General features: G+C 74.9%; 18 protein-coding genes. 10 read left to right on the top strand and 8 right to left on the bottom strand.

The window, feature by feature from the left end; all coding sequences use genetic code 11:
• Positions 1-38: 38 nt before the first annotated feature.
• Positions 39-3,683 (bottom strand): cobaltochelatase subunit CobN, encoded by a 3,645-nt coding sequence (gene cobN, locus ACQPYX_RS12470; protein ID WP_433803230.1) that lies wholly within the window; start codon positions 3,681-3,683, stop codon positions 39-41.
• A gap of 56 nt (positions 3,684-3,739) precedes the next feature.
• Here cobN and ACQPYX_RS12465 point away from each other — a divergent pair, with 56 nt between their 5' ends.
• The 8 genes from ACQPYX_RS12465 to ACQPYX_RS12430 all read left to right on the top strand — a co-directional run bounded on the left by ACQPYX_RS12465 (position 3,740) and on the right by ACQPYX_RS12430 (position 14,131).
• Complete coding sequence (locus ACQPYX_RS12465) at positions 3,740-4,999, top strand: hypothetical protein (protein ID WP_433803229.1); 1,260 nt, start codon at positions 3,740-3,742, stop codon at positions 4,997-4,999.
• Complete coding sequence (locus ACQPYX_RS12460; protein ID WP_433803228.1) at positions 4,996-5,715, top strand: precorrin-8X methylmutase; 720 nt, start codon at positions 4,996-4,998, stop codon at positions 5,713-5,715. The genes ACQPYX_RS12465 and ACQPYX_RS12460 overlap by 4 nt, the downstream gene beginning before the upstream one ends.
• Positions 5,712-7,244: a precorrin-2 C(20)-methyltransferase gene (locus ACQPYX_RS12455; RefSeq protein ID WP_433803227.1), complete on the top strand. Its 1,533-nt coding sequence runs from the start codon at positions 5,712-5,714 to the stop codon at positions 7,242-7,244. The genes ACQPYX_RS12460 and ACQPYX_RS12455 overlap by 4 nt, the downstream gene beginning before the upstream one ends.
• Positions 7,245-7,320: 76 nt before the next feature.
• Positions 7,321-8,895 carry an AMP-binding protein gene (locus ACQPYX_RS12450; protein WP_433803226.1) on the top strand — a complete coding sequence of 525 codons (1,575 nt, stop codon included), beginning with the start codon at positions 7,321-7,323 and terminating at the stop codon, positions 8,893-8,895.
• A gap of 1 nt (position 8,896) precedes the next feature.
• On the top strand, positions 8,897-12,034 hold the full coding sequence (locus ACQPYX_RS12445; RefSeq protein WP_433803225.1) for a carboxyl transferase domain-containing protein: 3,138 nt from the start codon (positions 8,897-8,899) through the stop codon (positions 12,032-12,034).
• Positions 12,031-12,600, top strand: coding sequence for a TetR/AcrR family transcriptional regulator (locus ACQPYX_RS12440; protein WP_433803224.1), 570 nt, complete (start codon positions 12,031-12,033; stop codon positions 12,598-12,600). Before ACQPYX_RS12445 ends, ACQPYX_RS12440 begins: the two co-directional genes overlap by 4 nt.
• A gap of 86 nt (positions 12,601-12,686) precedes the next feature.
• Positions 12,687-13,352 (top strand): DUF3159 domain-containing protein, encoded by a 666-nt coding sequence (locus ACQPYX_RS12435; RefSeq protein WP_433803223.1) that lies wholly within the window; start codon positions 12,687-12,689, stop codon positions 13,350-13,352.
• Positions 13,352-14,131 carry a MerR family transcriptional regulator gene (locus tag ACQPYX_RS12430; protein ID WP_433803222.1) on the top strand — a complete coding sequence of 260 codons (780 nt, stop codon included), beginning with the start codon at positions 13,352-13,354 and terminating at the stop codon, positions 14,129-14,131. The genes ACQPYX_RS12435 and ACQPYX_RS12430 overlap by 1 nt, the downstream gene beginning before the upstream one ends.
• On the opposite strand, the gene ACQPYX_RS12425 is transcribed toward ACQPYX_RS12430, so the two are convergent.
• On the bottom strand, positions 14,070-15,974 hold the full coding sequence (locus tag ACQPYX_RS12425; protein ID WP_433803221.1) for a prolyl oligopeptidase family serine peptidase: 1,905 nt from the start codon (positions 15,972-15,974) through the stop codon (positions 14,070-14,072). The genes ACQPYX_RS12430 and ACQPYX_RS12425 overlap by 62 nt on opposite strands.
• A 103-nt stretch (positions 15,975-16,077) precedes the next feature.
• Here ACQPYX_RS12425 and ACQPYX_RS12420 point away from each other — a divergent pair, with 103 nt between their 5' ends.
• Positions 16,078-16,713 (top strand): hypothetical protein, encoded by a 636-nt coding sequence (locus ACQPYX_RS12420; protein ID WP_433803220.1) that lies wholly within the window; start codon positions 16,078-16,080, stop codon positions 16,711-16,713.
• Positions 16,710-17,924 carry an MFS transporter gene (locus ACQPYX_RS12415; protein WP_433803219.1) on the top strand — a complete coding sequence of 405 codons (1,215 nt, stop codon included), beginning with the start codon at positions 16,710-16,712 and terminating at the stop codon, positions 17,922-17,924. The genes ACQPYX_RS12420 and ACQPYX_RS12415 overlap by 4 nt, the downstream gene beginning before the upstream one ends.
• A gap of 101 nt (positions 17,925-18,025) precedes the next feature.
• On the opposite strand, the gene ACQPYX_RS12410 is transcribed toward ACQPYX_RS12415, so the two are convergent.
• From ACQPYX_RS12410 to cbiE, 6 genes are all read right to left on the bottom strand, one after another.
• On the bottom strand, positions 18,026-19,120 hold the full coding sequence (locus ACQPYX_RS12410; protein ID WP_433803218.1) for an LLM class flavin-dependent oxidoreductase: 1,095 nt from the start codon (positions 19,118-19,120) through the stop codon (positions 18,026-18,028).
• Between the two features lie 71 nt (positions 19,121-19,191).
• Positions 19,192-21,000 carry a helix-turn-helix domain-containing protein gene (locus ACQPYX_RS12405; RefSeq protein WP_433803217.1) on the bottom strand — a complete coding sequence of 603 codons (1,809 nt, stop codon included), beginning with the start codon at positions 20,998-21,000 and terminating at the stop codon, positions 19,192-19,194.
• Positions 21,001-21,038: 38 nt separating this feature from the next.
• The gene (locus ACQPYX_RS12400; RefSeq protein WP_433803216.1) at positions 21,039-22,406 is read right to left on the bottom strand and encodes an MFS transporter; all 1,368 of its coding nucleotides are present in this window, start codon (positions 22,404-22,406) and stop codon (positions 21,039-21,041) included.
• Between the two features lie 61 nt (positions 22,407-22,467).
• The gene (locus tag ACQPYX_RS12395) at positions 22,468-23,181 is read right to left on the bottom strand and encodes a cobalt-precorrin-6A reductase (protein WP_433803215.1); all 714 of its coding nucleotides are present in this window, start codon (positions 23,179-23,181) and stop codon (positions 22,468-22,470) included.
• 80 nt (positions 23,182-23,261) lie between these two features.
• Positions 23,262-24,005, bottom strand: coding sequence for a precorrin-4 C(11)-methyltransferase (cobM, locus tag ACQPYX_RS12390; protein ID WP_433803214.1), 744 nt, complete (start codon positions 24,003-24,005; stop codon positions 23,262-23,264).
• Complete coding sequence (gene cbiE, locus ACQPYX_RS12385) at positions 24,002-25,273, bottom strand: precorrin-6y C5,15-methyltransferase (decarboxylating) subunit CbiE (RefSeq protein WP_433803213.1); 1,272 nt, start codon at positions 25,271-25,273, stop codon at positions 24,002-24,004. Before cbiE ends, cobM begins: the two co-directional genes overlap by 4 nt.
• Positions 25,274-25,417 lie beyond the last annotated feature (144 nt).

The raw sequence follows: 25,417 nt of genomic DNA, 5'->3' as shown, positions 1-25,417 counted from the left end.
TTTCCGTGGCCCCAGCCACGGAAAGTGCTCACAAGCCGCTAGGCACCTTCGGCGTCGCCCTCCGCCTCCAGGAAGGCCTCGCGCAGCGACTCCACCAGGGCCGGGTCCGGGTTCTCCCACAGACCCCGGTCCACGGCCTCGAGGAGCCGCTCGGCCATCCCGTGCAGCGCCCACGGGTTGGCCTCGCGCAGGAACTCCCGGTTCTCCGGGTCGAGCACGTAGTTCTCGGTCAGCGACCCGTACATCCAGTCGCTGACGGTGCCCGCGGTCGCGTCCCAGCCGAACAGGTAGTCGACGGTCGCGGCCATCTCGAAGGCGCCCTTGTAGCCGTGCCGGCGCATCGCGGCCATCCAGCGCGGGTTCACCACGCGGGAGCGGAACACCCGCGCGGTCTCCTCGATCAGGGAGCGGGTGCGCACCGACTCGGGTCGGGTCGAGTCGCCGACGTACGCGGCAGGAGCCGCACCGGTCAGCGCGCGGACCGTGGCGATCATGCCGCCGTGGTACTGGTAGTAGTCGTCGGAGTCGGCGATGTCGTGCTCGCGGGTGTCGATGTTCTTCGCCGCCACCGCGATCCGCCGGTAGGCGGCGTTCATCTCCTCGACGGCCGACTCGCCCTGCCGGTCGCGGCCGTACGCGTGCCCGCCCCACGTCGTGTAGATCGCCGCGAGGTCGGCGTCGCCGCGCCAGTCCCGCGAGTCCATGGCCTGCAGCAGGCCGGCGCCGTAGGCCCCGGGCGGCGAGCCGAAGATGCGGGTGGTCGCGGCCTGCCAGGTGCTTCCCGACGACAGGTCGGCGCGGGCGTGGGCGGCGACGAAGTTGTCCTCGTCGGGCTCCTCCAGCCCGGCGACGAGCTGCACGGCGTCGTCCATCGTCGCCACCACGTGCGGGAACGCGTCGCGGAAGAACCCGCTGATCCGCAGCACGACGTCGACCCGCGGACGGCCCAGCTCCTCGGCGTCGACCACCTCGAGCCCGGTGACCCGTCGCGACGCCTCGTCCCACACCGGCCGCACGCCCATCAGCGCGAGCGCCTCGGCGACGTCGTCCCCGCTGGTCCGCATCGCGGCGGTCCCCCACAGCGACAGGCCCACGCTGGTGGGCCACTCGCCCTCGTGGTCGTCGCGGTACCGCTCGAGCAGCGAGTCGGCCAGCATCTGACCGGTCTCCCACGCCAGGCGCGACGGGACCGCGCGCGGGTCGATCGAGTAGAAGTTCCGGCCGGTCGGCAGCACGTTGACCAGCCCGCGCAGCGGCGAGCCCGACGGTCCGGCCTTGACGTGCCCGCCGTCGAGGGCGTGCAGGACGCCGTCGATCTCCTCGGTGGTGCGGTCGAGGCGCGGGACGACCTCGGTGGCGGCGAAGCGCAGGATGCGCTCCACCGTCTCCTCCGGACGGGAGAGCACCTCGAGGGTCACGTCCGCGGCATCGTCGGGAAGCCAGCCGCGCTTCTCCATCCCGACGACGAGCGAGTGCGCGAGTTCCTCGATGCGGTCCACCTCGGCGCGCGGGGCCGCACCGGCGGACTCGTCGAGACCCAGCGCCTCGCGCAGCCCCGGCAGCGCCTGCGTGCCCGACCACATCTGCCGGGCCCGGAGCACCGCGAGCACCATGTCGACCCGCTCCTGGCCGGCCGGCGCGCGGCCGAGGACGTGCAGCCCGTCGCGGATCTGCGCGTCCTTGATCTCACAGAGCCAGCCGTCGAGATGCATGATGAAGTCGTCGAAGCGCTCGTCGTCGGGCTGGTCGTTCACCCCGAGGTCGGAGTCGAGCTTGGCGGCCTGGATGAGCTGCCAGATCTGCCCGCGGATCGCCTCGATCTTGCCCGGGTCCATCGCCTGGATCGACGCGTACTCGTCGAGCAGCTGCTCGAGGCGGGCGAGGTCGCCGTAGGACTCGGCGCGCGCCATCGGCGGCACGAGGTGGTCGACCAGCGTGGCGTGGGCACGGCGCTTGGCCTGCGTGCCCTCCCCCGGGTCGTTGACCAGGAACGGGTAGACCAGCGGCAGGTTCCCGAGGATCGGGTCGGGCGCGCAGGACGCGCTCGACGCGACCGTCTTGCCCGGCAGCCACTCCAGGTTGCCGTGCTTGCCGACGTGCACGAGTGCGTGTGCGCCGAAGCCGGACTGCAGCCACCGGTAGGCGGCGAGGTAGTGGTGGCTCGGCGGGAGGTCCGGGTCGTGGTAGATCGCGATCGGGTTCTCCCCGAACCCGCGCGGCGGCTGCATCATGACGACGACGTGGTCGCGCTCGATCGCGGCGAGGACGATCGACCCGTCGTCGAGGAACATCTCCCCCGGCGCGGGGCCCCAGTGCTCGGTGACGCCGGCGCGGAAGTCCTCGGGCAGCGTCTCGAACCACGCCGTGTACTCGGCGGCGTCGATGCGGACCGGATTGGCCGCCATCTGCTCCTCGGTGAGCCAGTCCTGGTCGTAGCCGCCGGCGTCGATGAGGGCGCGGATGAGGAGGTCGCCGTCGCGCTCCTCGAGCCCGGGCACGTCGCCGATCCGGTACCCGGCGTCGCGCATCGCGTGCAGCAGGGCGACCACGGAGGCCGGGGTGTCGAGGCCGACCGCGTTGCCGATGCGGGCGTGCTTCGTCGGGTAGGCGGACAGGACGAGCGCGACCTTCTTGTCGGCGTTCGTCAGGTGGCGCAGCCGGCCGTGGGAGACCGCGAGCCCGGCGACGCGCGCGGCCCGCTCGGGGTCGGCGACGTAGACCGGCAGGCCGTCGGCGTCGGTCTCCTTGAACGAGAACGGGACCGTGATGATCCGGCCGTCGAACTCCGGCACGGCGACCTGGTTGGCGGCGTCGAGCGGGCTGACGCCGTCGTCGTCGGAGAGCCACTCCTCGCGGCTGCGGGTGAGGCAGAGCGCCTGCAGGATCGGGACGTCGAGCGCGGCGAGGGCACCGGTGTCCCACGACTCGTCGTCCTCGCCGGCACTCGCCGCGGCGGGCTTCGAGCCACCGGCGGCGAGTACCGTCGTGACGAGCACGTCCGCGGTCTCCAGCACGTCGAGCAGCTCGGCGTCGGGGCTGCGCAGACTCGAGCAGAACACCGGCTCGGGGACGCCGCCGGCCTCGACCACGGCGTGGCACAGCGCGTCGACGAACGCGGTGTTCCCGGCCATGTGGTGGGCGCGGTAGTAGACGACGGCGACGCGGGGCTGCTCCTGTGCAAGCAATGCGTCATTACTTGCACTGGGTGCCAGGTTTTCCACATCGTCGGGCGACCACCCGGGCAGCCGACCCCAGGTCGGCAGCTCCGCCGGCGGGGCGAAGCCGTGCCCGGTGAGCAGCACGGTGTCGGAGAGGAACGCGGCGAGCTCGCGCAGGTTGTCCGGGCCGCCCTGGGCGAGGTAGAGGTGCGCCTGGGTGGCGACCCCGATCGGCACGGTCGAGGACTCCATCAGCTGCGCGTCCGGCGCCTGCTCCCCGCCGAGCACGACGACGGGCCGCGGGCCCGCGGCGAGCAGGTCGAGCCCGGTCTCCCACGACTGGCGCGACCCGAGCAGGCGCACGACGACGAGGTCGACCCCGTCGAGCAGGCCGGGCAGGTCGGTCTCCGGGTCGATCCGCGACGGGTTCGCCCAGCGCCAGGCCAGGGCCCCGTCGGCCGCCCCCTCGCTGCCGGCCCGGGCCGAGCGGAGGTCGGTGTCGGAGGTCGAGAGGAGGAGCAGCACGCGCAACATCTCATCATCTGCGCACACCGTGTGTCATCGGCCGTACTGTGTGGCCGATGCCCCGCACCCGATCCCGACCCGACGCCTGCCCCGGCGCCTGGCGCCGGCACGACGCCGCCGACGGCGCGCTGGCCCGGTTCCGGCCGGTCGGCGGGGCCACCACCGCCACCGAGCTCCGCCTGCTGGCGGGCGCGGCCGCGTCCGGCGCGTCGCCGATCGAACTGACCTCCCGAGGATCGTGGCAGGTGCGCGGTCTCGCCGGAACCACCGCCGACGACCTCGCCGACGCGCTGCGCTCCGACCGGCCCGACGCGCTCGTCGATCAGCAGGGCCGCGACGTGCCGTGCTCCGTCATCGCCTCCCCCCGGTCGACGCTCGTCGACCCGGTCGCGGGCGCCGTCGCGGCCGGGCTGCGCGGGCGGGTCGACGTGCCGGGGCGGCTGCTGGTGGCGATCGAGGACCGGTCCGTGAGGGGAGGATCTGAGCGCTCTTATGGCGCGAGGGTTCCCCTCACGCGGGCGAGGGCGGGCGTGGGGGACGTCAGCGGGCAGGGCGCCGACGTCACGGTGGTGATCAACGGCCCCTCAGCGGGCCCGCCGACCCCAGCGCGGCCCGCTGAGGGTCCTCTCGACGACGACGGCCGCGCGGCGCTGCTGCTCGACGGCGTCGACACCGGGCTGCGCCACGACGACCCCGCTGCCCTCGCGCTGGCCGCCGTGGACGCGTTCACGACGCACCGCGGCTCCGCCTGGCGGACGCGCGAGCTCGACGACGCCGCGCGCGCGGCGATGCTGGACGCGCTGGCCGACCGCACCACGTCCCTCGTCGGGAAGGCCCTGCAGCCGGGACCGGCGGACCCGACGCTCCTGGGCCGGGAGGGGACCACGCTGGAGGCGCTCCCCCGGCTCGGTGAGGTCGACCTGCCGACCGTGATGGCGTTGCTCGACCTGCTGGACCGGGGCGCGACGCTGCGCGCGACCCCGTGGCGCACGCTGGTGCTCCGCGACGCGCCCGACGACGCCGAGGAGCGGCTGGCCGGGCTGGTGGAGACCGACCCGGCGTCGCGCTGGCGCGGGATCTCGGCGTGCGTGGGCGCGCCGCGGTGTCGCAAGTCGCTGACCGACGTGCGGGGCGACCTCGCCGCCGCCGTCGCGTCCGGGCACGTCGGCGGGCAGGTCCGGCAGCACTGGGTGGGCTGCGGTCGGGCCTGCGGGACGCCGGGTGGCAGGGTCGCCGTGGTCGAGGCGGTCCCGCGGACACACGAGACGAGGGGCACGTACCGGACGGTCGTGCGGTCGGGAAGGGTGGACGGATGATCTCGGGCGACGTGGCCCCGGCGACGGGCGTGATCCAGGCCGGGCGAGCGGAGCGACGGGACATTCATCAGCCGGACTCGCGGGCGGTCCCGGCCTACGTGGTCGACGGCGACGAGATCTACCGGCGCTCGTTCGCGATCATCCGGTCCGAGGCGGAGCTGGGGCACCTGCCCGCGGACGCCCACGACCTCGTCGTCCGGATGATCCACTCCTGCGGCATGACCGACCTGGGGGCGGACACCGCCGTCACCCCGGGCGCCGTCGCCGCCGCGCACGCCGCCCTGCGCGCCGGGGCGCCCGTGCTCTGCGACGCGATGATGGTCGCGTCCGGGATCACCCGGCGCTTCCTGCCCGCGGGCAACGACGTCGTGTGCACCCTCAACGACCCGGACGTCCCGGCCAAGGCCGCGCTGCTCGGCACGACCCGGTCGGCTGCCGCCCTGGACCTGTGGCTGCCGCTGCTGGAGGGCGCGGTCGTCGCGATCGGCAACGCGCCCACCGCGCTGTTCCGCCTGCTCGAGATGATCGAGCAGGGCGCCCCGCGACCCGCCGTCGTGCTGGGACTGCCCGTCGGGTTCGTGGGCGCGATGGAGTCGAAGGCCGCCCTCGCGGCGCACCCCGCGGAGCTGGAGCACGTGGTCGTGCACGGGCGACGGGGCGGGTCGGCGATGACCGTCGGCGCCGTGAACGCGCTCGCGCTCGGGGCGAAGGCGTGACGGGCCGGCTGTTCGGCGTCGGCGTCGGCCCCGGCGACCCCGAGCTCATGACGGTGCGCGCGGTCGACCTGATCCGGTCCGCGGACGTCGTCGCCTACCACTGCGCGCGGCACGGCCGGTCGAACGCGCGGCGGATCGCGGCGCAGTACCTCGTCGGGCAGGTCGAGGAGGCGCTGACCTACCCGGTCACCACCGAGGACACCGACGACTACCAGGGCCGCATCGACGCCTTCTACACCGAGGCGGCCGCCCGGCTGGCCGCGCACCTCGACGCCGGCCGCGACGTCGTCGTGCTCTCCGAGGGCGACCCGTTCTTCTACGGCTCCTACATGCACCTGCACAAGCGGCTCGCGCACCGCTACCCGGCGGAGGTCGTGCCCGGCGTGACCAGCGTGTCCGCCGCGGCCGCCACGCTCGGCGCGCCGCTGGTGGAGCGCGACGAGGTGCTCACCGTGCTGCCCGGCACGCTGCCGCCCGACGAGCTCGCGCGGCGCCTGGCCGACACCGACTCCGCCGCGGTGATGAAGCTCGGCCGCACGTTCACCGGGGTCCGGACGGCGCTGCGGACGGCCGGCCGCGCCGAGGAGGCCCGGTACGTCGAGCGCGCGAGCCAGGCCGAGGAGCGCCAGGGTCGGCTCGAGGACGTCGACCCGGCGTCGGTGCCGTACTTCAGCGTCGGGATCGTGCCGTCGCGGGTGCACGTGGCGACGACGGAGCAGGCGCGGGCGGACGGCCTTCCCAGTGCAAGCAATGCGTCACTGCATGCACCCAGTGACAGTGGCGCCACACCGTCGACCGGCCTCGTCACCGTCGTCGGGCTGGGCCCCGGCAGCCGCGACCGGCTCACCCCCGAGGCCTTCAGCGCGCTCGCGGCGGCCGACGACGTCGTCGGTTACACGACCTACACCGCGCGCGTCCCGCACAACCCGCGCCAGCGCGTGCACGGCTCGGACAACAAGGTCGAGTCCGAGCGCGCGGCGTTCGCCCTGGATCTAGCCCGTTCCGGACGACGCGTCGCGGTGGTCTCCTCGGGCGACCCGGGGGTCTTCGCGATGGCCTCGGCCGTCGTCGAGGTGGCGGCGGAGGACTACCCGGACGTCGAGGTCCGGGTGCTGCCCGGTGTCACGGCGGCGCACGCCGTGGCCGCGCGGATCGGCGCCCCGCTGGGCCACGACTACGCGACGATCTCGCTGTCCGACCGCCTGAAGTCGTGGGAGGTCGTCGAGCGCCGCCTGGCCGCGGTGGCCGACGCCGACATGGTGGTCGCGCTGTACAACCCGGCGAGCAGGTCCCGGACCTGGCAGGTCGAGGCGGCCAAGGAGATCCTGCTCAAGTACCGCGACGAGTCGACCCCGGTGATCATCGGACGCGACGTCGACGGCCCGGAGGAGTCGGTGCGCGTCGTCGAACTCGGCGCCCTGGAGCCGACCGAGATCGACATGCGGACGCTGCTGATCGTCGGGTCGTCGCAGACCCGGTGGGTGGCCGACCGGGTGTTCTCGCCCCGCAGGTGGCCTTCGGCCACGTGAGCACTTTCCGTGGTGGGAGCCACGGAAAGTGCTCACGGGGCGAAGCCACCTTGACACCCCTGTAAAGTCACCGGACGTGCCGCTGCCCGCCCTCGAGGACCGGACCCTGCTGGCGGCGGTCGAGCGCGCGCTCGCCGTCGGGACCGGGGTCACCCAGACCGACCGGACCGGGACCTGGACGCTGGAGCAGGCGTTCGACCGGTCCCTGCGCCTGGGAGGCGGACTCGCCGCGGGCGTCGACCGCCCGGTCGCCGTGCTGCTCGACAACTCCCTCGACGCGATCCACGTCTGGCTCGGCGTCGTCCTCACCGGTGGGATCGAGGTGCCCGTCAACACCGCCTACAAGGGCGCCTTCCTCGCCCACGTGCTGCGCGACTCCGGCGCCGAGATCCTCGTCGTCGAGGCCCACTACCTGGACCGGGTCGCCCGCGTGGCCGACGAGGTCCCGGCGCTGCGCACCCTCGTCGTCCGCGGCACCCCGGGCGACGTCCTCCCGCCCGGGAGGTTCCGCGTGATCGGGTCGGACGAGGTGGACGGCCCCGGGAGCCCGGTCCGCCGCCGGCCCGAGGACCTGCACGCGATCATGTACACCTCGGGGACCACCGGGCTCTCCAAGGGCGTCCTGGTCCCCCACGCCCACGCCTACACCTACGCCAGCCGCGAGCACCAGGAGCGGCCGCACGCCGGCGACCGTGCGTTGGTGACGCTGCCGGTCTTCCACCTCGCCGGCCAGTGGTACGGCGTCTACCAGTCCCTGATCCACGCGATCCCGTGCGTGCTCGAGCCCGGGTTCTCGGTCGGCGGGTTCTGGCCGGCGGTGCGCGAGCACGGCATCACGGTCACGGTCCTGCTCGGGGCGATGGCCGAGCTGCTCGCTCAACGGCCCCCCGCCCCGGACGACGCCGACAACCCGCTCGAGCTGGCCGTCATGGCTCCGCTCGCGGGCGACGTCGCGGCGTTCCGTCGGCGCTTCGGCGTCGACCTCGCGGCCGTGTACGGGATGAGCGAGATCGGTGCGGTGCTCGACGGGCCGCCGGAGACGGTGGTCGGGGGCGAGGCCGGGTTCCCGCGCGAGGGCTACGACCTGCGGCTGGTCGACGCCGAGGGGCACGACGTCGGGTCCGGCGAGATCGGCGAGCTGCTGGTGCGCCCCCGGGTGCCGCACACCGTGATGGCCGGGTACCACGGCCTGCCCGAGGAGACGGCGCGGGTGATGCGCGACGGCTGGCTGCACACCGGCGACGCCTTCCGCACCGACGACGCCGGCCGCTTCTTCTTCTGCGAACGGATGAAGGATGCCCTGCGCCGACGCGGCGAGAACGTCTCGAGCTTCGAGGTCGAGCGCACGGTGAACGAGCACCCGGCGATCGCCGAGAGCGCGGTCGTCGCCGTGCCCTCGGAGCTGGGCGAGGACGAGATCGAGGTCGTCGTGGTCCTCCAGCCCGACGCCACGCTCGACCCGGCCGAACTCACCGCGTTCCTCGTCGACCGGCTGCCGTACTTCATGGTGCCGCGCTACGTCGAGGTCACCGACGCCCTGCCGAAGACTCCGACCCACAAGGTGCAGAAGAACCTGCTGCGCGCGGCCGGGGTGGGTCCGACCACCTGGGACCGCGAGGCCGCCGGCGTCCGCGTGACGAGGAACAGCTGACGTGCGCCGTGTCCTGATCGCCAACCGCGGCGAGATCGCCGTCCGGATCGCCGACGCCGTCGTCGGGCTCGGCCTCGAGGCGGTGCTCGTCCGGGCCGCCGACGATGTGGATTTCCTGGCGTCCGACGACAGCAACGACGCTTTCCTGCCACCAAGCGTGCGGCTCCCCGGCACCGGGCCCGCCGCCTACCTCGACGTCGAGGCGGTCGTCGCCGCCGCGACGGAGGCCCGCGCCGACGCCGTGCACCCCGGGTACGGGTTCCTCAGTGAGAACCCCGCCCTCGCCCGGGCCTGCGCAGACGCCGGGATCACCTTCGTCGGCCCCTCCCCCGACACCCTCGCGCTCTTCGGCGACAAGGCCCTCGCCCGCGACCGGGCCGCGGAGCTCGGTGTCCCGGTCCTCGACGACGACGGGAGCACCCCGGTCGTCGTGAAGGCCGTGGCGGGCGGCGGCGGGCGGGGCATGCGGGTCGTCCGGGACCGGACGGAGCTCGACGAGGCCCGCCGGGCCGCGGCCGCCGAGGCCCGCGCGGCGTTCGGCGACGACCGCGTGTTCGTCGAGCGCTACCTCGAGGGCGCCCGGCACGTCGAGGTGCAGCTGCTCGGCGACGGCCACGACGTCGCGGTGCTGGCCGACCGCGACTGCAGCCTGCAGCGGCGGCACCAGAAGATGGTCGAGATCGCTCCGGCGCCGGACCTTCCCGACGACGTCCGTGCCCGGCTCCACGAGCACGCGCGCGCTCTCGGCGCCTCGGTGTCGTTGCAGGGTCTCGCCACCGCCGAGTTCCTGGTCGCCGGGTCCGACGTCGCGTTCCTCGAGGTCAACCCACGGCTGCAGGTCGAGCACACGGTCACCGAGGAGGTCCTCGGCGTCGACCTGGTCGCGGCGGGGCTCCGGGTCGCCGCCGGGTCCCGGCTCGCCGAGCTCGCGCTGCCGACCGTCCCGCGCGGGGTGGCCGTGCAGGCCCGGGTGTGCGCCGAGACGATCGGGCCGGACGCGTCGGTCCGTGCCGCGGCGGGGACGCTGACGCGGTTCACCCCGCCGTCGGGCCGGGGCGTGCGGGTGGACACCCACGGGCGGACCGGCCTGACCGTCGACCCCCGGTTCGACTCGCTGCTGGCCAAGGTCGTCGTCCACGGCACCGACCTGGGCCCTGCTCTCGCCCACCTCGACCGCGCGCTCGGGGCCTTCGACGTCGACAGCGTCCCGACGACGATCCCGGTCCTGCGGGCGCTGCTCGCCCGCCGCGAGGTGCGCGCGCCCGACACGGGGCTGGTCGAACGGCTGCTCCCCGAGATCGTGAGGGGAGGATCCGAGCGCTCCAGCGACATGAGGGTTCCCCTCACGTCTGGAGAAGGAGCCCTCCGGGCGGTGACCGCCGGGACGGTCGTCGCCGTCGAGGCGGAGCCCGGCCGCACCGTCGCCCCGGGCGCACCCGTCGTCGTGCTCGAGGCGATGAAGATGGAGCACGTGGTCGGCGCCCCGACCGGGGGCACGGTCGTCGAGATCGCGGTCGGGGTCGGGGACGTCGTCGCCGAGGGCGACGTGCTCGCGGTCCTGGAGCCCGGGGACGACGACGCGGCCGGGACCGGCACCGCCGACGTCGACCCCGACCACGTCCGGCCCGACCTCGCCGAGGTCCGCGACCGGCGACACCTCACCGGCGACGAGGCCCGCCCGGCCGCGGTGACCCGTCGTCGGGACGCCGGGCGACGCACCGCGCGGGAGAACGTGGCCGACCTCTGCGACGAGGGCAGCTTCGTCGAGTACGGCGCCTTCGCCATCGCCGCCCAGCGGAAGCGCCGCACCCTGCAGGACCTGCGCGAACGCACCCCGGCCGACGGCATCGTCACCGGGATCGGCGCCGTCGACGGGCGCCGCGTCGTGGTCCTCGCCTACGACTACACCGTCCTCGCCGGGACCCAGGGCGTCCTCTCGCACGCGAAGACCGACCGCGCCCTGCAGCTCGCGCTGGACCACGACCTGCCCGTCGTCCTGTTCGCCGAGGGTGGCGGCGGGCGGCCCGGCGAGACCGACACGATCGCGGTCGCGCAGCTCGACGTGCCGACGTTCGCGCTGTTCGCACGCCTCTGCGGGCGCGTCCCGACGGTGGCCGTGGTCGCCGGCTACTGCTTCGCCGGCAACGCCGCGCTGGCGGGGTGCGCCGACCTGGTCGTCGCGGTCGAGGGCGCCAACCTCGGCATGGGCGGCCCGGCGATGATCGCGGGCGGCGGGCTCGGTGAGGTCGACCCGCACGCCGTCGGGCCGACGTCGGTCCAGGTGCCGAACGGGGTCGTGGACGTGCTGGTCGCCGACGAGGCTGAGGCGGTCTCGGTGGCGCGGCGCTACCTCGCGCTGGACCGGGTCGTGCCCGGCGAGCGGCCCGACGCGCGGCGCCTGCGCCACGTCGTCCCGGAGAACCGGCTGCGGGTCTACGACGTGCGGGAGGCCGTGCACGGGCTGGCCGACGAGGGGTCGGTGCTGGAACTGCGGCCGGAGTACGGCGCCGGGATCGTGACCGCGTTCGCGCGTCTGGCGGGTCGGCCGGTCGGGCTGATGGCCAACGACCCGCGCCGGCTCGGCGGGGCGATCGACGCCGAGGCCGCGGAGAAGGCGGCGCGGTTCCTGCAGCTCTGCGACGCCCGCGGCCTGCCCGTGGTGTCGCTGTGCGACACGCCGGGGTTCATGGTGGGCCCCGACGCGGAGGCGACCGCGACGGTCCGGCGCTTCTCGCGGATGTTCGTCGCCGGCGCGAACCTGCGGGTGCCGGTCGTGTGCGTCGTGCTGCGCAAGGCCTACGGGCTCGGCGCGATGGCGATGGCGGGCGGCTCGATGCGGGTGCCCGTCACCACCGTCGCCTGGCCGAGCGGGGAGTTCGGCGGGATGGGGCTCGAGGGCGCGGTGCGACTCGGGTATGCCAAGGAGCTGGCGGCCCTTCCCGACGACGGGTCCCGGCAGGCCCGGTACGACGAGCTCGTCGCGGCGCTCTACGAGCAGGGGAAGGCGCTGTCGGCCGCCGAGGTGGTGGAGATCGACGACGTGATCGACCCCGCCGACACGGCCGCCGTGGTCCTCGCGGCGCTGGAGGCGGCCGACCATCCGCTGCCCCCGCGGCGGCCGATCGTGGACACCCGGTGAGCACCCGCGAGGCGATCCTCGCGGGCGCCGAGGGGGTGCTCGTGCGCCGCGGGGTGGACGCGGCCTCGATCGGCGAGCTGGCCGAGGCGGCCGGAGTCACCCGCCCGACGGTCTACGCGCACTTCCCGAGCGGCAAGGCCGACGTGGTCGCCGCGCTGGTCGCCCGGGTCCGCGACGACGTGCTCGCCGCCCAGGAGGTGCGGGACACCTCCGACCCGTCGGCCATCGCGCGGCGGGCGATCACCGACTACCTCGACCTCACCGTCCGGCACCGCCGGGTCCTGGAGGTGCTCGCCCAGCTCGCGCGGACCGACCCGGCGTACTCCTCGGTGCAGGCCGAGCTGCTCGACCGCGTGCACCGGCGCAACGCCCGGTTCCTCGCGCGGCTGGCCGAGGAGGGGCGCGCGGCGCCCGTGATGGCGCCGGTGCTCGTGTCCGAGGCGATCACCGGCGTCGTCCGGCGCTTCGCGGAACGGATCGACGAGGACCCCGCGCTGCGGGAGGAGCTGGTCGAGGCGGCGGTGGCGGCGTACCGGGCGCTGGGTGGCCTGCGGCCCTGTGAGTAGAAATCCGTGCCCCGGCACGGATTTCTGCTCACAGGGCCGAAGGCCACCTTGAGTGTGCCGTGGCGTCATGGCGTCTCCTCACGCCCATGTCACCCGAGACGTCACCCGAGACGCAGCCGCTGCCCGTGGTCCGCCCGCTGACCGTGCTCGACCGCCTCGGCGGCTGGTGGGGCATCGTCGGGACCGGCGGTCCGCAGGTGGTGTTCGCGGTGCTCACCAACGTCACCACCCTGCCCGTGACGGCCGGTGTCGCGTTCGCGGTCGCCGTCGTGTTCGGCGTCGTCCGCAAGGTCCGCGGCGAGGAGACCGCGGCCGCCCTCGGAGGCGTCCTCGGCGTGGCGATCGCCGCGGGAATCGCGTTGTGGACGGGGTCGGCGAGCGACTTCTTCCTCGTCGGCGTCGTCACCTCCGCCGTGTTCTTCCTCCCGACCGCGGGCTCCTTCGTCCTCGGCCGCCCCCTCACCGGCGTGCTGTGGAACGCCCTGCACGGCGGGGGCCACCCGTGGCGGTCCGACCGGCCGTCCCGCCGGGCGCACGACCTCGCCACCGCCGCGGCCGCGGCCATGTTCGGGGCCCGGGCCCTGGTCAGCGGGCTGCTGTGGTGGACGGAGTCGGTCGCGGGGCTCGCCCTGGCCCGGATCGTCCTCGGCGTCCCCTTGACGGCGCTGGTCGCCCTCGTGGTCTTCTGGGCGTTCCGCCGGACCACCCACCGTCTCGTCACCCCGGCGCGGGTGGCCGCTCGGAGCAGCTGATGACCTGGAGCACCCGGGAGATCGCCGACCTCGCCGGCACGAGCCTGCGCAGCGTGCGGCACTACCACGACGTCGGGCTCCTCCCGGAGCCGGAACGTCGGTCGAACGGCTACAAGCAGTACGGCGTGTCGCACCTGATCCGCCTGCTGCGCATCAAACGGCTGGTCGACCTCGGCTTCGGGCTGGGCCAGATCGCCGAGCTCGGCGACCGCGACGAGCACCCCGAGGAGGCGCTGCGCGCCCTCGACGCCGACCTCGTCGCCCAGATCGAGCGGCTCCAGCAGGTCCGGGCGGAGGTCGCCGCCATGCTCGAGGCGCGGCTGCCGACCGACCTCCCGGCCGAGTTCGCGGTCGTCGGGAAGACCGCCACGCTGTCCGAGCCGGACCGCCGGTTCGCGACCGTGATGGGCCGGTTGCTGCCGCCGGAGGAACGCCACCTCTACGCGGAGCTGCTGCGCGACGACGCGCGCTCCCCCAGCGACGACGAGTTCGACGCCCTCCCGGCCGACGCCGACGAGGCCGCCCGGGACGGGCTCGCGCACCGGATGCTGGCGGACCTGCACGCCCTGCGCGAGCGCTTCCCCGGCCTCGACGAGCTGGGTCGGGAGAACCCGCAGCGCTACCGGCGGACCGTCGAGCAGGTGTCGGCGGAGGTGTTCAACCCCGCCCAGCTCGACGTCCTCCGGCGGCTGCGGGCCCTCGGTCAGCGCGAACGGTCTAGGGCCGCCCGCCGAGATGCTGCGCCAGGAACTCCCCCGCCTCCCGGAACATCGTCATGAGGTTCTCCGGGTTGACGAAGGCGTGGCCCTCGTCGGCGAACACCCGGTAGGCCACCTCGACGCCGCGGGCCCGGAGCCGCTCGACGACGTTGTCCGACTCCGACTGCCGGACCCGCACGTCGTTGGCACCCTGGAAGATCATCAGCGGGGTCTCGACGCGGTCGAGGTGCGTGATCGGCGACCGCGCGAGCATGTCGGCCTCCTGCTCCGGGACGTCCGGGTCACCGACGTAGCGGAAGAAGTTGTGCCGCAGCCCGGGGCGCACGGCCTCGGGGAAGCTGCGCATCGTGGCGGCGAGGTCGGAGACCCCGACGTAGTCGACGGCGGCGGCGAACAGGTGCGGCGTGAACGTCACCCCGACCAGCGCCGCGTACCCGCCGTAGGAGCCGCCGAGGATCGCGACGCGGGCCGGGTCGGCGTACCCGTGGGTGACCGCCCACTCCACGGCGTCCACCAGGTCGTCGTGCATCGCGCCCGCGAACTGTCCGATCGCGGCCTGCAGGTGTCGTCGGCCGAAGCCGGTGGAGCCCCGGAACTGCGGGCGGAGCACCGTGTAGCCGCGCGTCGCGAAGTACTGGCTCTGCAGGTCGAGGCTCCCCAGATCGCGGAACCAGGGGCCGCCGTGCGGCATGAGGACCATCGGCGGCGGCGCGTGTTCCTCGACGTCGAACCCGACGGGCGGGGTGAGGTAGGTCGGGAGCTCCAGGCCGTCCCGGGCGGAGATCGACACCGCGTGCGTGGGGGCGAGCAGTGCGGGGTCGATCCGCCCGAGCGGGCGGAAGAGGAGCTGCGCCCGCCCGGTGGCGTGGTCGTAGAGCCACGACGACGGGTCGCGGTCGTCGGCGAACGACGCCACCCAGAAGCGCCCCGACCGGTCCGACGACACCGCCCCCAGGTCGCCGTCGGCGAGCCCCTCCAGCGCCGTGAGGACCTCGGCGAACGCGGGTGTCAGCGGGTGGACGACCTGCCGCTCGCGGGAGTAGCGCACCCCGATCAGCTCCCCGCTCGCCCGGTCGGTGATCCAGGGCGACGGCAGCAGCGGGGCGACCACGGAGATCGTGTCGAGGTCGTGCGTCGGGTGCCGGTCGAGCTCGGTGACCTCACCGGTCGCGAGGTCGAGCCGGGCGGGCGCGAGCTGGTCGCGCTCGCCGTACGTGCCGAACCACAGGCTCGTGCCGTCGGGGGCGGGCCGGGTCATCGGGCCGTAGGGGAAGTCGTCGCCGGCGAACGTCGTGACCACCCGCCGGCCTCCGTCCCCGAGACCCTGCCGCAGCTCCCAGCCCGCCTCGGTGACCGCGACCTCGTAGAGCTCGCGACGGCTCGTCGTGAACCAGGACGCGCCGTCGCCGCCCTCGGCGAGGACCGTGAGCTCCCCGGTCGCGACGTCGATCTCGCACAGGTCGATCACCTCGGGCGAGCGGTGGTTGAGGCTCACGACGACGGAGCCGCTCAGGCCGGGCACCTCGACCATCTCCCAGACGCGGGCGCCCGGGTACGGGGTCAGGTCCACGGCCGCGGCGTCCGGGTCGTCGAGGTCCACCCGGAACACGTGGTGGTTCTCGTCGCCGTCGTCGTCCTGGAGGTAGAGCAGGTAGCGCGAGTCCCCGGTCCAGCGGAAGTCGATGACGGGGCGGTGGTCGTCGGCGGTGACGCGGCGGGCGTCGTCGAGGTCGACCTGCCCGTCCTGCGACAGCTCGGCGACCCACACGTTGAGCCGGGTCCGCCACGGGGCGAGGAAGGCGAGGCGCCGTCCGTCGGGCGAGATCGACGGGCGCCCACGCTCGGGCGGGGCGAACAGGTCCTCGACGGGGACGGGGGCGGATCGGACGTCGGAACGGGTCATGCGGCCAGGAGAAACGATGCCGTTGCGGCACCCTCAAGCCCCGCTGTGACGTGGACCACCCGGACTGGAGGGTGCCGCGACGGCACGGGCGAGCGTCCTCGGTGTGTTCACCACCTTCCGGCGACGCCGCCAGCTCGCCCGGGTCCGCCCCGGGGACGGGAGCCCGCGACCCGCCTACCGCTCCTGGCAGCTCTTCACCCGCACGCTGTTCCATTTCGACGACTCCGGCCACCGCTACGAGGTCGACGTCCGCTACGGGTCCGACCCGAACACCGGGCGCAGCCGGGTCGCGCTGTTCCGCGACGGCGTCCAGGTCGCCCGCTCCACGGTGCCCGCGGCCTTCGCGGTGCCCGGCGGGATCGTCGACGTCGCGGAGAGCGAGTACGGGCTCAAGCGCATGCACCTGGTGGCCCCCGACGGGTCCGAGCGGCTCCTCATCCCGCACCCACGCACCCTCGAGGGCCGCCGGGCCGGGTTCGCCCGTCGCTTCCCGACGACGAGTCACGCGGTCGGGGTCCTCGCCGTCCTGCTCGTCCTCGCGGCCGGGGCGATCGAGCTGGCCCACGGCGTGCAGGCCCTCACCCGGGTGCCCGCGATCGCCGCGCGGGTCGGCACGCTCACCCTGCCCTACAGCCTGTCCGGCGGGTGGCTGACGGTGGTCGGCGTCGTCGGGGCACTCGCGGCCACCGAGCGCGCGCTGAGCTTCCGCAGTCGGTGGCTCGTCGCCCGGAGGCGGTGACCGGAGTGCCCGTCGTCGCCCTCGCCTACCTCGGCGCACACCTGCTCAGCCTGCTCGGCAACGGGCTCGCCGCCGTCGCGCTGCCGCTGATCGTCCTGCAGGCCACGGGGAGCCCCGCGAGCGTCGCCGCGGTGTCGGTGGCGACCGCCGGGCCCGCGCTCGTCGTCGGACTCGGCGCCGGTCTCGTGATCGACCGGATCAACCGGCGGACCGGCTCGATCCTCAGCGACGTGGTCTCCGCCCTCGCCGTCGCCGCCATCCCGGTCGTCGACCTGCTCACGGGGCTCACGCTGGGCTGGCTGATCGCGCTGGCGATCGTGGGTGCGTTCGGCGACGTCCCGGGCCTCACCGCCCGCCAGGTGCTGGTCCCCGCCGTCGCCCGGCACACCGGCGTGTCGCTGGAGCGGCTCGTCGGGTTGCGCCAGGCGATGACCTCGGTGGCGCTGGTCGTCGGTCCGGCCGCCGCGGGCACGCTGCTGACGGTGTTCGACGGGAGCACGGTCCTGTTCGTCACGGCCGCCACCTCGGCGGCCGCCGCCCTGCTGACGCTCGTGCTGCCCCACCGGCTCGGTCGCGTGTCCGTGCCGGCGGCGCGCACCTCGGTCCTCACCGAGCTCGCGGCGGGCGCCCGGGTCCTGCGCCACAGCCGGTTCCTGTCCGGGACGGTCGGACTCACCCTCGGCCTCGCCCTCGTCCTCGGCGGCCTGCAGGGACTGGTCCTGCCCGTGTGGTTCAGCGCGCTCGGCCGGGCCGACCTGCTGGGCCTCGTCCTCACGGCCCTCGCCCTCGGCATGCTGGTCGGCACCGCGGTCTTCACGACGGCGGGGGTGCGCGGCTCCCGGGGGTGGTGGACCGTCGGCGCCCTCGTGGGGACCACCGTCGGCTTCCTGACGATCGCCTCGCTCGCCTCACCGGTCGTGGTCCTGGCCGGGGCCGCGCTGCTGGGGCTGTCCAACGCCACGCTCGGCGCGATCCTCGGCGTCCTGCAGGCCGAGCGGATCCCGGACGCGACCCACGGCCGGGTGCTGGGCCTGCAGAACGCGCTGCTGCAGGTCACCGCCCCGGCCGGGATCGGGCTGGCCGGAGTGGTCGCGGAGGTGGGCTCCCCCGTGGCAGCCGGACTGTCGGTGGTGGCCGTGTGGGTCGTGGTGGTCGCCGTCGTCGGCCTCTCGGGTGCCCTGCGGGACCTGGAGCCGGCCGCGGTCCGGTGATCTCCCACCCCCGCTCCCGAGCGAACGGCACTCTCGCGCGCATAGATGCTGCGACAGTGCCGCTCGCTCGGAACAGTTGCGGGGCCGGGCGCCGGGGAGGGTCAGACCAGAGCCGGCTCCTGCGCGTCGCGGGCGGCGAGCAGCGAGGCGTGGGTCGGCGCGTCCGGGACGTGCGCCGGCTTGAGCGCGGCGAACTCGCGGCGCAGCACCGGGACGACCTCCTCGCCGAGCAGGTCCATCTGCTCCAGCACCGTCTTCAGCGGCAGACCGGCGTGGTCGATGAGGAACAGCTGGCGCTGGTAGTCACCGACGTAGTCGCGGAAGCCGAGGGTGCGGTCGATGACCTCCTGCGGCGACCCGACCGTCAGCGGCGTCTGCGTGGAGAAGTCCTCCAGCGAGGGCCCGCCGCCGTAGACCGGCGCGTGGTCGAAGTAGGGGCGGAACTCGTTCACCGCGTCCTGCGAGTTCTTCCGCATGAACACCTGCCCGCCGAGCCCGACGATGGCCTGGTCGGCCGAGCCGTGCCCGTAGTGCTCGAAGCGGCGCCGGTAGAACTCGACCATCTGCTTCGTGTGCGAGGCGGGCCAGAAGATGTGGTTGTGGAAGAAGCCGTCGCCGTAGAAGGCGGCCTGCTCGGCGATCTCGGGCGAGCGGATCGAGCCGTGCCAGACGAAGGGCGCGACGCCGTCGAGCGGGCGAGGGGTCGAGGTGAACCCGTGCAGCGGCGTGCGGAACCGCCCCTCCCAGTCCACGACGTCCTCGGTCCACAGGCGGCGCAGCAGCGCGTAGTTCTCCAGCGCCAGCGGGATGCCCTGGCGGATGTCCTGGCCGAACCACGGGTAGACCGGGCCGGTGTTGCCGCGGCCCATCATGAGGTCGACGCGGCCCTCGGCGAGGTGCTGCAGCATCGCGTAGTCCTCGGCGATCTTCACCGGGTCGTTGGTGGTGATCAGCGTCGTGGACGTCGAGAGCACCAGCCGCTCGGTGAGGGCGGCGATGTGCCCGAGCAGGGTGGTCGGCGACGAGGGGACGAACGGCGGGTTGTGGTGCTCGCCGGTGGCGAAGACGTCGAGCCCGACCTCCTCGGCCTTCCGGGCGATCGTCACCATCGCCCGGATGCGCTCGGCCTCGGTCGGCTCGCGGCCCGTGGTCGGGTCGGGCGTCACGTCGCCGACGGTGAAGACCCCGAACTGCATGGCGACCTCCTGAAGTTGAACTGTCAACTACTGTAGCCGCCTGAACTCCGCCGGGTCCATCCGCATTCCCCTCACCGGCGAAGCCCCCGCAGCCGCAGCGCCAGGTGCAGCTCCAGGGTGCGTTCCGGGTCCTGCCAGTCGTCGCCCAGCACGGCGCGGACCCGCTCCAGGCGCTGGGTCACCGTGTTGACGTGCACGTGCAGGGTGCTCGCGGCCCGGGTCGGCGAGCGGCCCGCCGCGAACCAGGCCGCGAGGGTGCCGACGAGGTCGGTGCCGCGGCGGCGGTCGTGCTCGAGCAGCGGGCCGAGCACGCTCTCCACGTAGCCGGCCACGTCGGGTGTCCGCGACAGCAGCAGGGCGGCGAACCCGAGCTCGGCGACCGACCCGGACCGCCCTTCCCGGCCCAGCGCGACGAGGGCCTCGGCGGCGCGGCGGGCGTCGGCGGCGGCGCCGACGAGGCCGTCGGCCGGCAGCACGGTCTCCGACACGCCGACCGTCACCGCCGCCGACTCGTCCGACGCCGGACGGGCGAGGTCCTCGGCGAGCCGGCCCGAGGCGTCGTCGGGAAGGAGCACGACGACCGCGTCCGTGCGCTCCGCGACGAGGCCGGCGCGGCCCACGGCGTGCGCGGCGTCGACGGCCAGCCGGGCCCGCTGGTGCTCGGCGCAGCGGGCGACCAGGACCCGGTGCGGGCGGCGGATCTCGACGCCGAGGGCCCGGATGCGGTCGCGCAGGGCGGCGGTCGGGGTCTCCCCGCCGAGCAGCTCGAGCAGGGCCTCGCCGCGGTGGCGCTGCTCGGACTCCGAGGCCTGGGCGCGGAAGAGCAGCACGAGGGCGCTGACGGTGGCCGCGCGCTCGACGATCCGCGAGCGCGGACCCTCGGAGGCCGCACCGGGCGCGGGCGGCGCGACGACGAGGGTCGCCAGCTGCTGGTGGGCCGCCACCACCGACACCGCCTCGGCGCCCTCCACCGCGACGAGGCGTCCCGGGTCGGCGGCCGCGGCGCGGACGCACGCGGCGGCGTCGAGACCGTCCGGGACCGGGCCGGCCGACGCGATCGGCGCCCCACCGTCGTCGACCACCCGCACCCAGCCGTCCAGCAGGTCGGCGAGGGCGGCTGCGAGGTCGGTGACGTCGCCGCCACCGAGGACGAGCGCGGCGAAGCGGTCGTGCGCGTCCGCGGCCCGGGCGAGGTCGGCGTGCGCGGCGCGCAGCCCGGCCAGCGCGGTCGCCGTCTCCGCGGCCGCCCGGGTCTGCGTGAGCGACACGGCCGCGAGCGCGGCGAGCGAGCCGAGCAGGGCCACGTCGTCGGGGGTGAACGGGCGGGCGGACCGGTTCGCGGCGAACAGCACGCCGACGAACTCCTCGCCCACCAGCAGCGGGGTGCCGCAGATCGCGACGATCCCCTCCTCGGAGACGGCCGCGTCGATCTCGTCGGTGTGCCGGTAGCGGGAGTCCGCGGGGTAGCGGGTGGTCCAGTGCGCGTGCCGGGACTGGGCGACGAGCCCGCCGAGGCCCGCGCCCACCGGCAGCCGCAGCGTCTGGAACGCCGCCGACACGGACCCCGCCGTGGCGCGCATGAAGGTGTCGCCGCGGTCGGGGTCGTAGAGCGTCAGGTAGGCGACGTCGGTGGAGAGCAGCGCCCGGGCCCGGCGCACGATCGCGTCCAGCACCAGGCCCGGGTCGGACTCGGCGGCGAGGTCCCGGGCGGTGTCGACGAGGGCCGCGAGCTCGGCCTCCCGCCGCCGCCCCGCCTCGATCGTCGACCGCACCCGCAGCACCAGGGCCGCCGTCTCCGGGTCGGAGGCCGCGACCGCGGCCGCCGCCCGTTCGAGGTCGGTGGCCGGGCCGTCGTCGGCGAGCAGCCGGAGGGCGTCCACGAGCACGGTGCATGGGAGCACCCCGGACGCCATGCGCGCTACGTCCCGACGCCGGGTCGGGTCGGCTCGGGCGTGACCACGCCGTCGTCCGCCCCGAGGTCGCGGTCGCGCGTCTCGGAGTAGGAGAACACCGCGACCAGCGTGATCACCGAGCACACCGCGAGGTAGGCCGCGATCGACTGGCCGGAGCCGGTGGCCCCGAGCAGGGCGACCGCGATGATCGGGGCGAGCCCACCGGCGGCGACGGACGCGAGCTGGTAACCGATCGAGACGCCCGAGTAGCGCACGCGCGTGCCGAACAGCTCGGAGAGGAACGCGGCCTGCGGCCCGTACATGGCGCCGTGGAACACGAGACCGATCACGACGGCGACCGCCGTCAGCGCGAAGCTCTGCGAGTCGAGCAGGCCGAAGAAGGCGAAGCCCCACACACCGACGCCGACCGCGCCGACCACGTAGGTCGGGCGCCGCCCGATGCGGTCGGACACCGCGCCCCACAGCGGGATCGTCACCACGTGCACGGCCGCACCGATCAGCACGGCGTTCAGCACGAACGACGACGGCAGGTCGTACTGCTGCTTCATGTAGGTCGAGATGACGATCGTGAACAGGTAGTACGAGACGTTCTCCGCGAACCGGGCGCCCATCGCGACGAACACCTCGCGCGGGTACCGCTTGAACACCTCGAGGATCGGCGGAGCCGGCGGGGCGTCCTGCGCGGCGGCCTCGGCCTTGGCCCGGGCGGCCCGGAAGATCGGCGACTCCTCGACCGAGAGCCGCACGTAGAGCCCGATCAGGACGAGGACGGCCGAGAGCAGGAACGGGATGCGCCAGCCCCAGGCCAGGAACGCCTCCTCGGACTGGAACACCGCGAGCGCGGCGAGCAGACCGTTGGCGAGCAGCTGCCCGGCGGGGGCACCGGCCTGCGGCCAGCTCGCCCAGAACCCGCGGTGCTTCGCGTCGCCGTGCTCGGAGACGATCAGCACCGCCCCGCCCCACTCGCCACCGAGCGCGAAGCCCTGGATGAGGCGCAGCAGGATGAGCAGCGTGGGCGCGAGCACCCCGGCGGTGGCGTAGCTGGGGAGCACGCCGATGAGGAACGTCGAGATCCCCATCATGAGCAGGCTCAGCACGAGCAGCTTCTTGCGGCCGATCTTGTCGCCGTAGTGGCCGAAGACGAGGCCGCCGAGCGGACGGGCGATGAACCCGATGGCGAACGTGCCGAACGAGAGCAGGGTGCCGGCGACCGGGTCCGCGGCCGGGAAGAACACGGCGGGGAAGACGACCGCGGCGGCGACGCCGTAGAGGAAGAAGTCGTACCACTCGACGGTCGTGCCGAGCATGCTCGCGGCGACGATGCGCACCACGGAGCGACGTTCTGGTGGTGAGGATTCGGACACGGAGGACATGACCGGCGACACTAGGGCGGCCGTGACGGTCCGCACCGTAGGTGCCGGACACATCGACCGGTCAGTTCGGTGTGTTCTCCACCCACTCGACGGCGGTGTCGACGTCCGGCACGGTGCGCGCTCCCCCGGGCGGCGCAGGCCGGTCCACCAGCACGACGACGACGCCCGCCTCCCGCGCCGCGACCAGCTTCGCCTCGGTGGCGCCGCCGGAGTCCTTCGCGACGATCGTGTCGATGCGGTGCTCGGCGAGCAGCGCGCGCTCGTCGTCGAGGGCGAAGGGGCCGCGCTGCAGGATCAGGTGGGCGCGCGGCGGGAGCACGTCGGGCGGTTCGATGGCACGGACGAGCCGGACCTGTTCCAGCGCCGCGAAGTGGTGCACGCCCTGGCGCCCGATGGCGAGGAACACGCTGCCGGCGTCCCCGAGCGCACCGGCCGCGGCGCTCGTCGTCGGGACCCGGACCCAGCGGTCGCCCGACCCTTCGGTCCAGCCGGGCCGACGCAGCACCACCCACGGCGTGCCGGTGGTCGTGGCGGCCTGCGCGGCGTGGTCGGACATGCGCTCGGCGAAGGGGTGGGTCGCGTCGACGAGCAGGTCGACGTGGCGGAGGGCGGTGGCCAGCCCCTCGGCGCCGCCGAACCCGCCGGTCCGGACCTCGCCGGCGGGCAGGCGCGGGTCGCGGGTGCGCCCGGCGAGGGAGGTCGTGACGTGGTGGCCGCGGGCGGTCAGGGTGTCGGCGAGGGCGCGCGCCTCCGCGGTGCCGCCGAGGACGAGCACCCGCCTCGCGTCCGAGCGAACGGCACTCTCGCGCACATAGAGCGCGCGAGAGTGCCATTCGCTCGGATCGGCGGGCTCGCTCACGGCCGAACGCGCTGCGCCGAGTAGAGGTGCGACTCGCAGCCCTGGCCCTGCCCGACGACGGCGCCGACCACGATCACCGCGGTCCGGCGCACCCCCGCGGCCTCGACCTGCTCCGCGATGTCGGCGAGCGTGCCGCGCAGCACGAGCTCGTCGTCGCGCGAGGCCCGGGCGACCACGGCGACCGGCTCGTGCGGCGGCCGGTGCCGGAGCAGGGTCCCGACGACCTCCGCGCACCGCTGCACGGCCAGGTGCAGCACGAGCGTCCCGCCGGTGGCGGCCCAGACGTCGAGGGACTCGCCGTCGGGCATCGGCGTCGCGTTCGCGGCGTCGCGGGTGAGCACCACCGACTGCCCGACGCCGGGCACGGTCAGCTCGGTGCGCAGCGCGGCGGCGGCCGCGGCGAAGGCGGGGACGCCGGGGACGATCTCCCAGGCGACGCCGGCCTCGTCGAGCCGGCGGGTCTGCTCGGCGACGGCGGAGAACACGGCGGGGTCGCCGGAGCACAGGCGCGCCACGTCGTGGCCGGCGGCGTCCGCGGCCACCAGCTCGGCGACGATCTCGTCGAGGGTCAGGCGCGCGGTGTCGACCTTGTGGGCGTGCGGCGGGCACTGCGCGAGCAGGTCCTCGGGGACGAGTGAGCCGGCGTAGAGACACACCGGGCTCGTCGCGATCGCCCGGAGCCCGCGGACGGTGATGAGGTCGGCCGCGCCGGGGCCTGCTCCGACGAAGCGGACGGTCACTGCTGCCTCCAGGGGGGCGGGGTCGGCGGGGGGACGTCGCCGACGTCGGGAGTCGGTCGGGCGGCGGTCGCGCCCACGTGCAGCACCCACTGGGTGACGGGCGCGAGGGCCTTCCACCCCAGGTAGCGCCCGACGGGGCGGCCGCGCGACACGGCGATCCGGCGGACCTCGCCGCCGTACTCGGCGCGCGCGGCCGCGAGCGCCGCCTCGCCCTCTAGCGTCACCGCGTTGGCCACCAGTCGTCCGCCCGGACCCAGCGCCCGTCGGCACGCCTCGAGCATGCCGGGCGCGGACACCCCACCCCCGACGAAGACGGCGTCCGGGGCGTCGAGCCCGGCCAGCACCTCGGGCGCCCGCCCCGGGACGACCCGCACCCCCGGGACCCCGAGCGCCAGCGCGTTCTCGACGATCCGCGCGGCCCGGTCCTCGCGGGACTCGACCGCGATCGCCCGCGCCGTCGGCTCGGCCCGGCACCACTCGATGCCGATCGAGCCCGCTCCCCCGCCGACGTCCCACAGCAGCTGCCCGGGCAACGGGCGCAGCGCCGCGACCGACAGCGCGCGCATCTCGGCCTTGGTGAGCTGGCCGTCGTGCGTGTACGCCTCGTCCGGGAGGCCGGGGGCCCGGCCGAGCCACCCGTCGTCGGGAAGGGCGGGGCAGTCGACGGCGACGACGGCGAGCGGGTCGGAGCCCGGGGCGTTCCAGCTCGCCGCGACGCCGTCGACGCGTGACTCGTGCTCGGCGCCGAGCGAGCCCAGCACGCTCAGGCGGGCCTCGCCGTATCCGGCGCCGACGAGCAGGGCGGCGAGCCGACCGGGCAGGGCGCCGGAGTCGGCCAGCACGAGCAGCCGTCGCCGCGGTGCGAGCGCCGCGCGGACCGCCTCGAGCGGGCGGCCCACCGCGGACACCACCACGGCGTCCTGCTCGGCCCAGCCGAGCCGGGCGCAGGCGAGCGCGACCGACGACGGGTGCGCCACCACGGTCGCGTCGGGCCGCAGCCGGAGCACGCTCGTGCCGATGCCGAAGAACATCGGGTCGCCGCTCGCGAGGACGACGAGCTCCTCGCCGCCGAGCCGGTCGAGCAGGCTGGGCAGCGCGGGCATCATCGGCGCCGGCCACTCCTCGCGGCGCGCGGTCACGGCGGCGGGCAGCAGGTCGAGCTGGCGCGGTGCCCCGAGCACGACGGCCGCCCGTTCACAGGCCGCGCGCGCGGGCGGGGCGAGTCCGGGCCACCCGTCGGCGCCGATGCCGACGACGGTGACGGTCACCGGTCGTGGGCGCGGGGGTCACGGTCGGGCACGGCCGCCACCCTAACGGCCGGGCCGCCCGCGGCGGGCGTGACGATCACCGCGGGTCGGCACGGTCGACGATGCCGGATTTCCTGTCACTGGGTGCAAGGAGTGACGCATTGC

The sequence above is a fragment of the Actinomycetospora sp. CA-084318 genome (genome assembly GCF_050955885.1).
Taxonomy (GTDB): domain Bacteria; phylum Actinomycetota; class Actinomycetes; order Mycobacteriales; family Pseudonocardiaceae; genus Actinomycetospora.
Note: the sequence above shows the minus strand (reverse complement) of the source record. Positions and strands in the feature narration are given on the sequence as shown.

What these genes read in the sequence shown, in the direction of transcription:
- ACQPYX_RS12465 (WP_433803229.1), top strand. Translation starts at nt 3,740, where the DNA reads ATGCCCCGCACCCGATCCCGACCCGACGCCTGCCCCGGCGCCTGGCGC.
- ACQPYX_RS12460 (WP_433803228.1), top strand. Translation starts at nt 4,996, where the DNA reads ATGATCTCGGGCGACGTGGCCCCGGCGACGGGCGTGATCCAGGCCGGG.
- ACQPYX_RS12435 (WP_433803223.1), top strand. Translation starts at nt 12,687, where the DNA reads ATGTCACCCGAGACGTCACCCGAGACGCAGCCGCTGCCCGTGGTCCGC.
- ACQPYX_RS12430 (WP_433803222.1), top strand. Translation starts at nt 13,352, where the DNA reads ATGACCTGGAGCACCCGGGAGATCGCCGACCTCGCCGGCACGAGCCTG.
- ACQPYX_RS12425 (WP_433803221.1), bottom strand. Translation starts at nt 15,974, where the DNA reads ATGACCCGTTCCGACGTCCGATCCGCCCCCGTCCCCGTCGAGGACCTG.
- ACQPYX_RS12410 (WP_433803218.1), bottom strand. Translation starts at nt 19,120, where the DNA reads ATGCAGTTCGGGGTCTTCACCGTCGGCGACGTGACGCCCGACCCGACC.
- ACQPYX_RS12400 (WP_433803216.1), bottom strand. Translation starts at nt 22,406, where the DNA reads ATGTCCTCCGTGTCCGAATCCTCACCACCAGAACGTCGCTCCGTGGTG.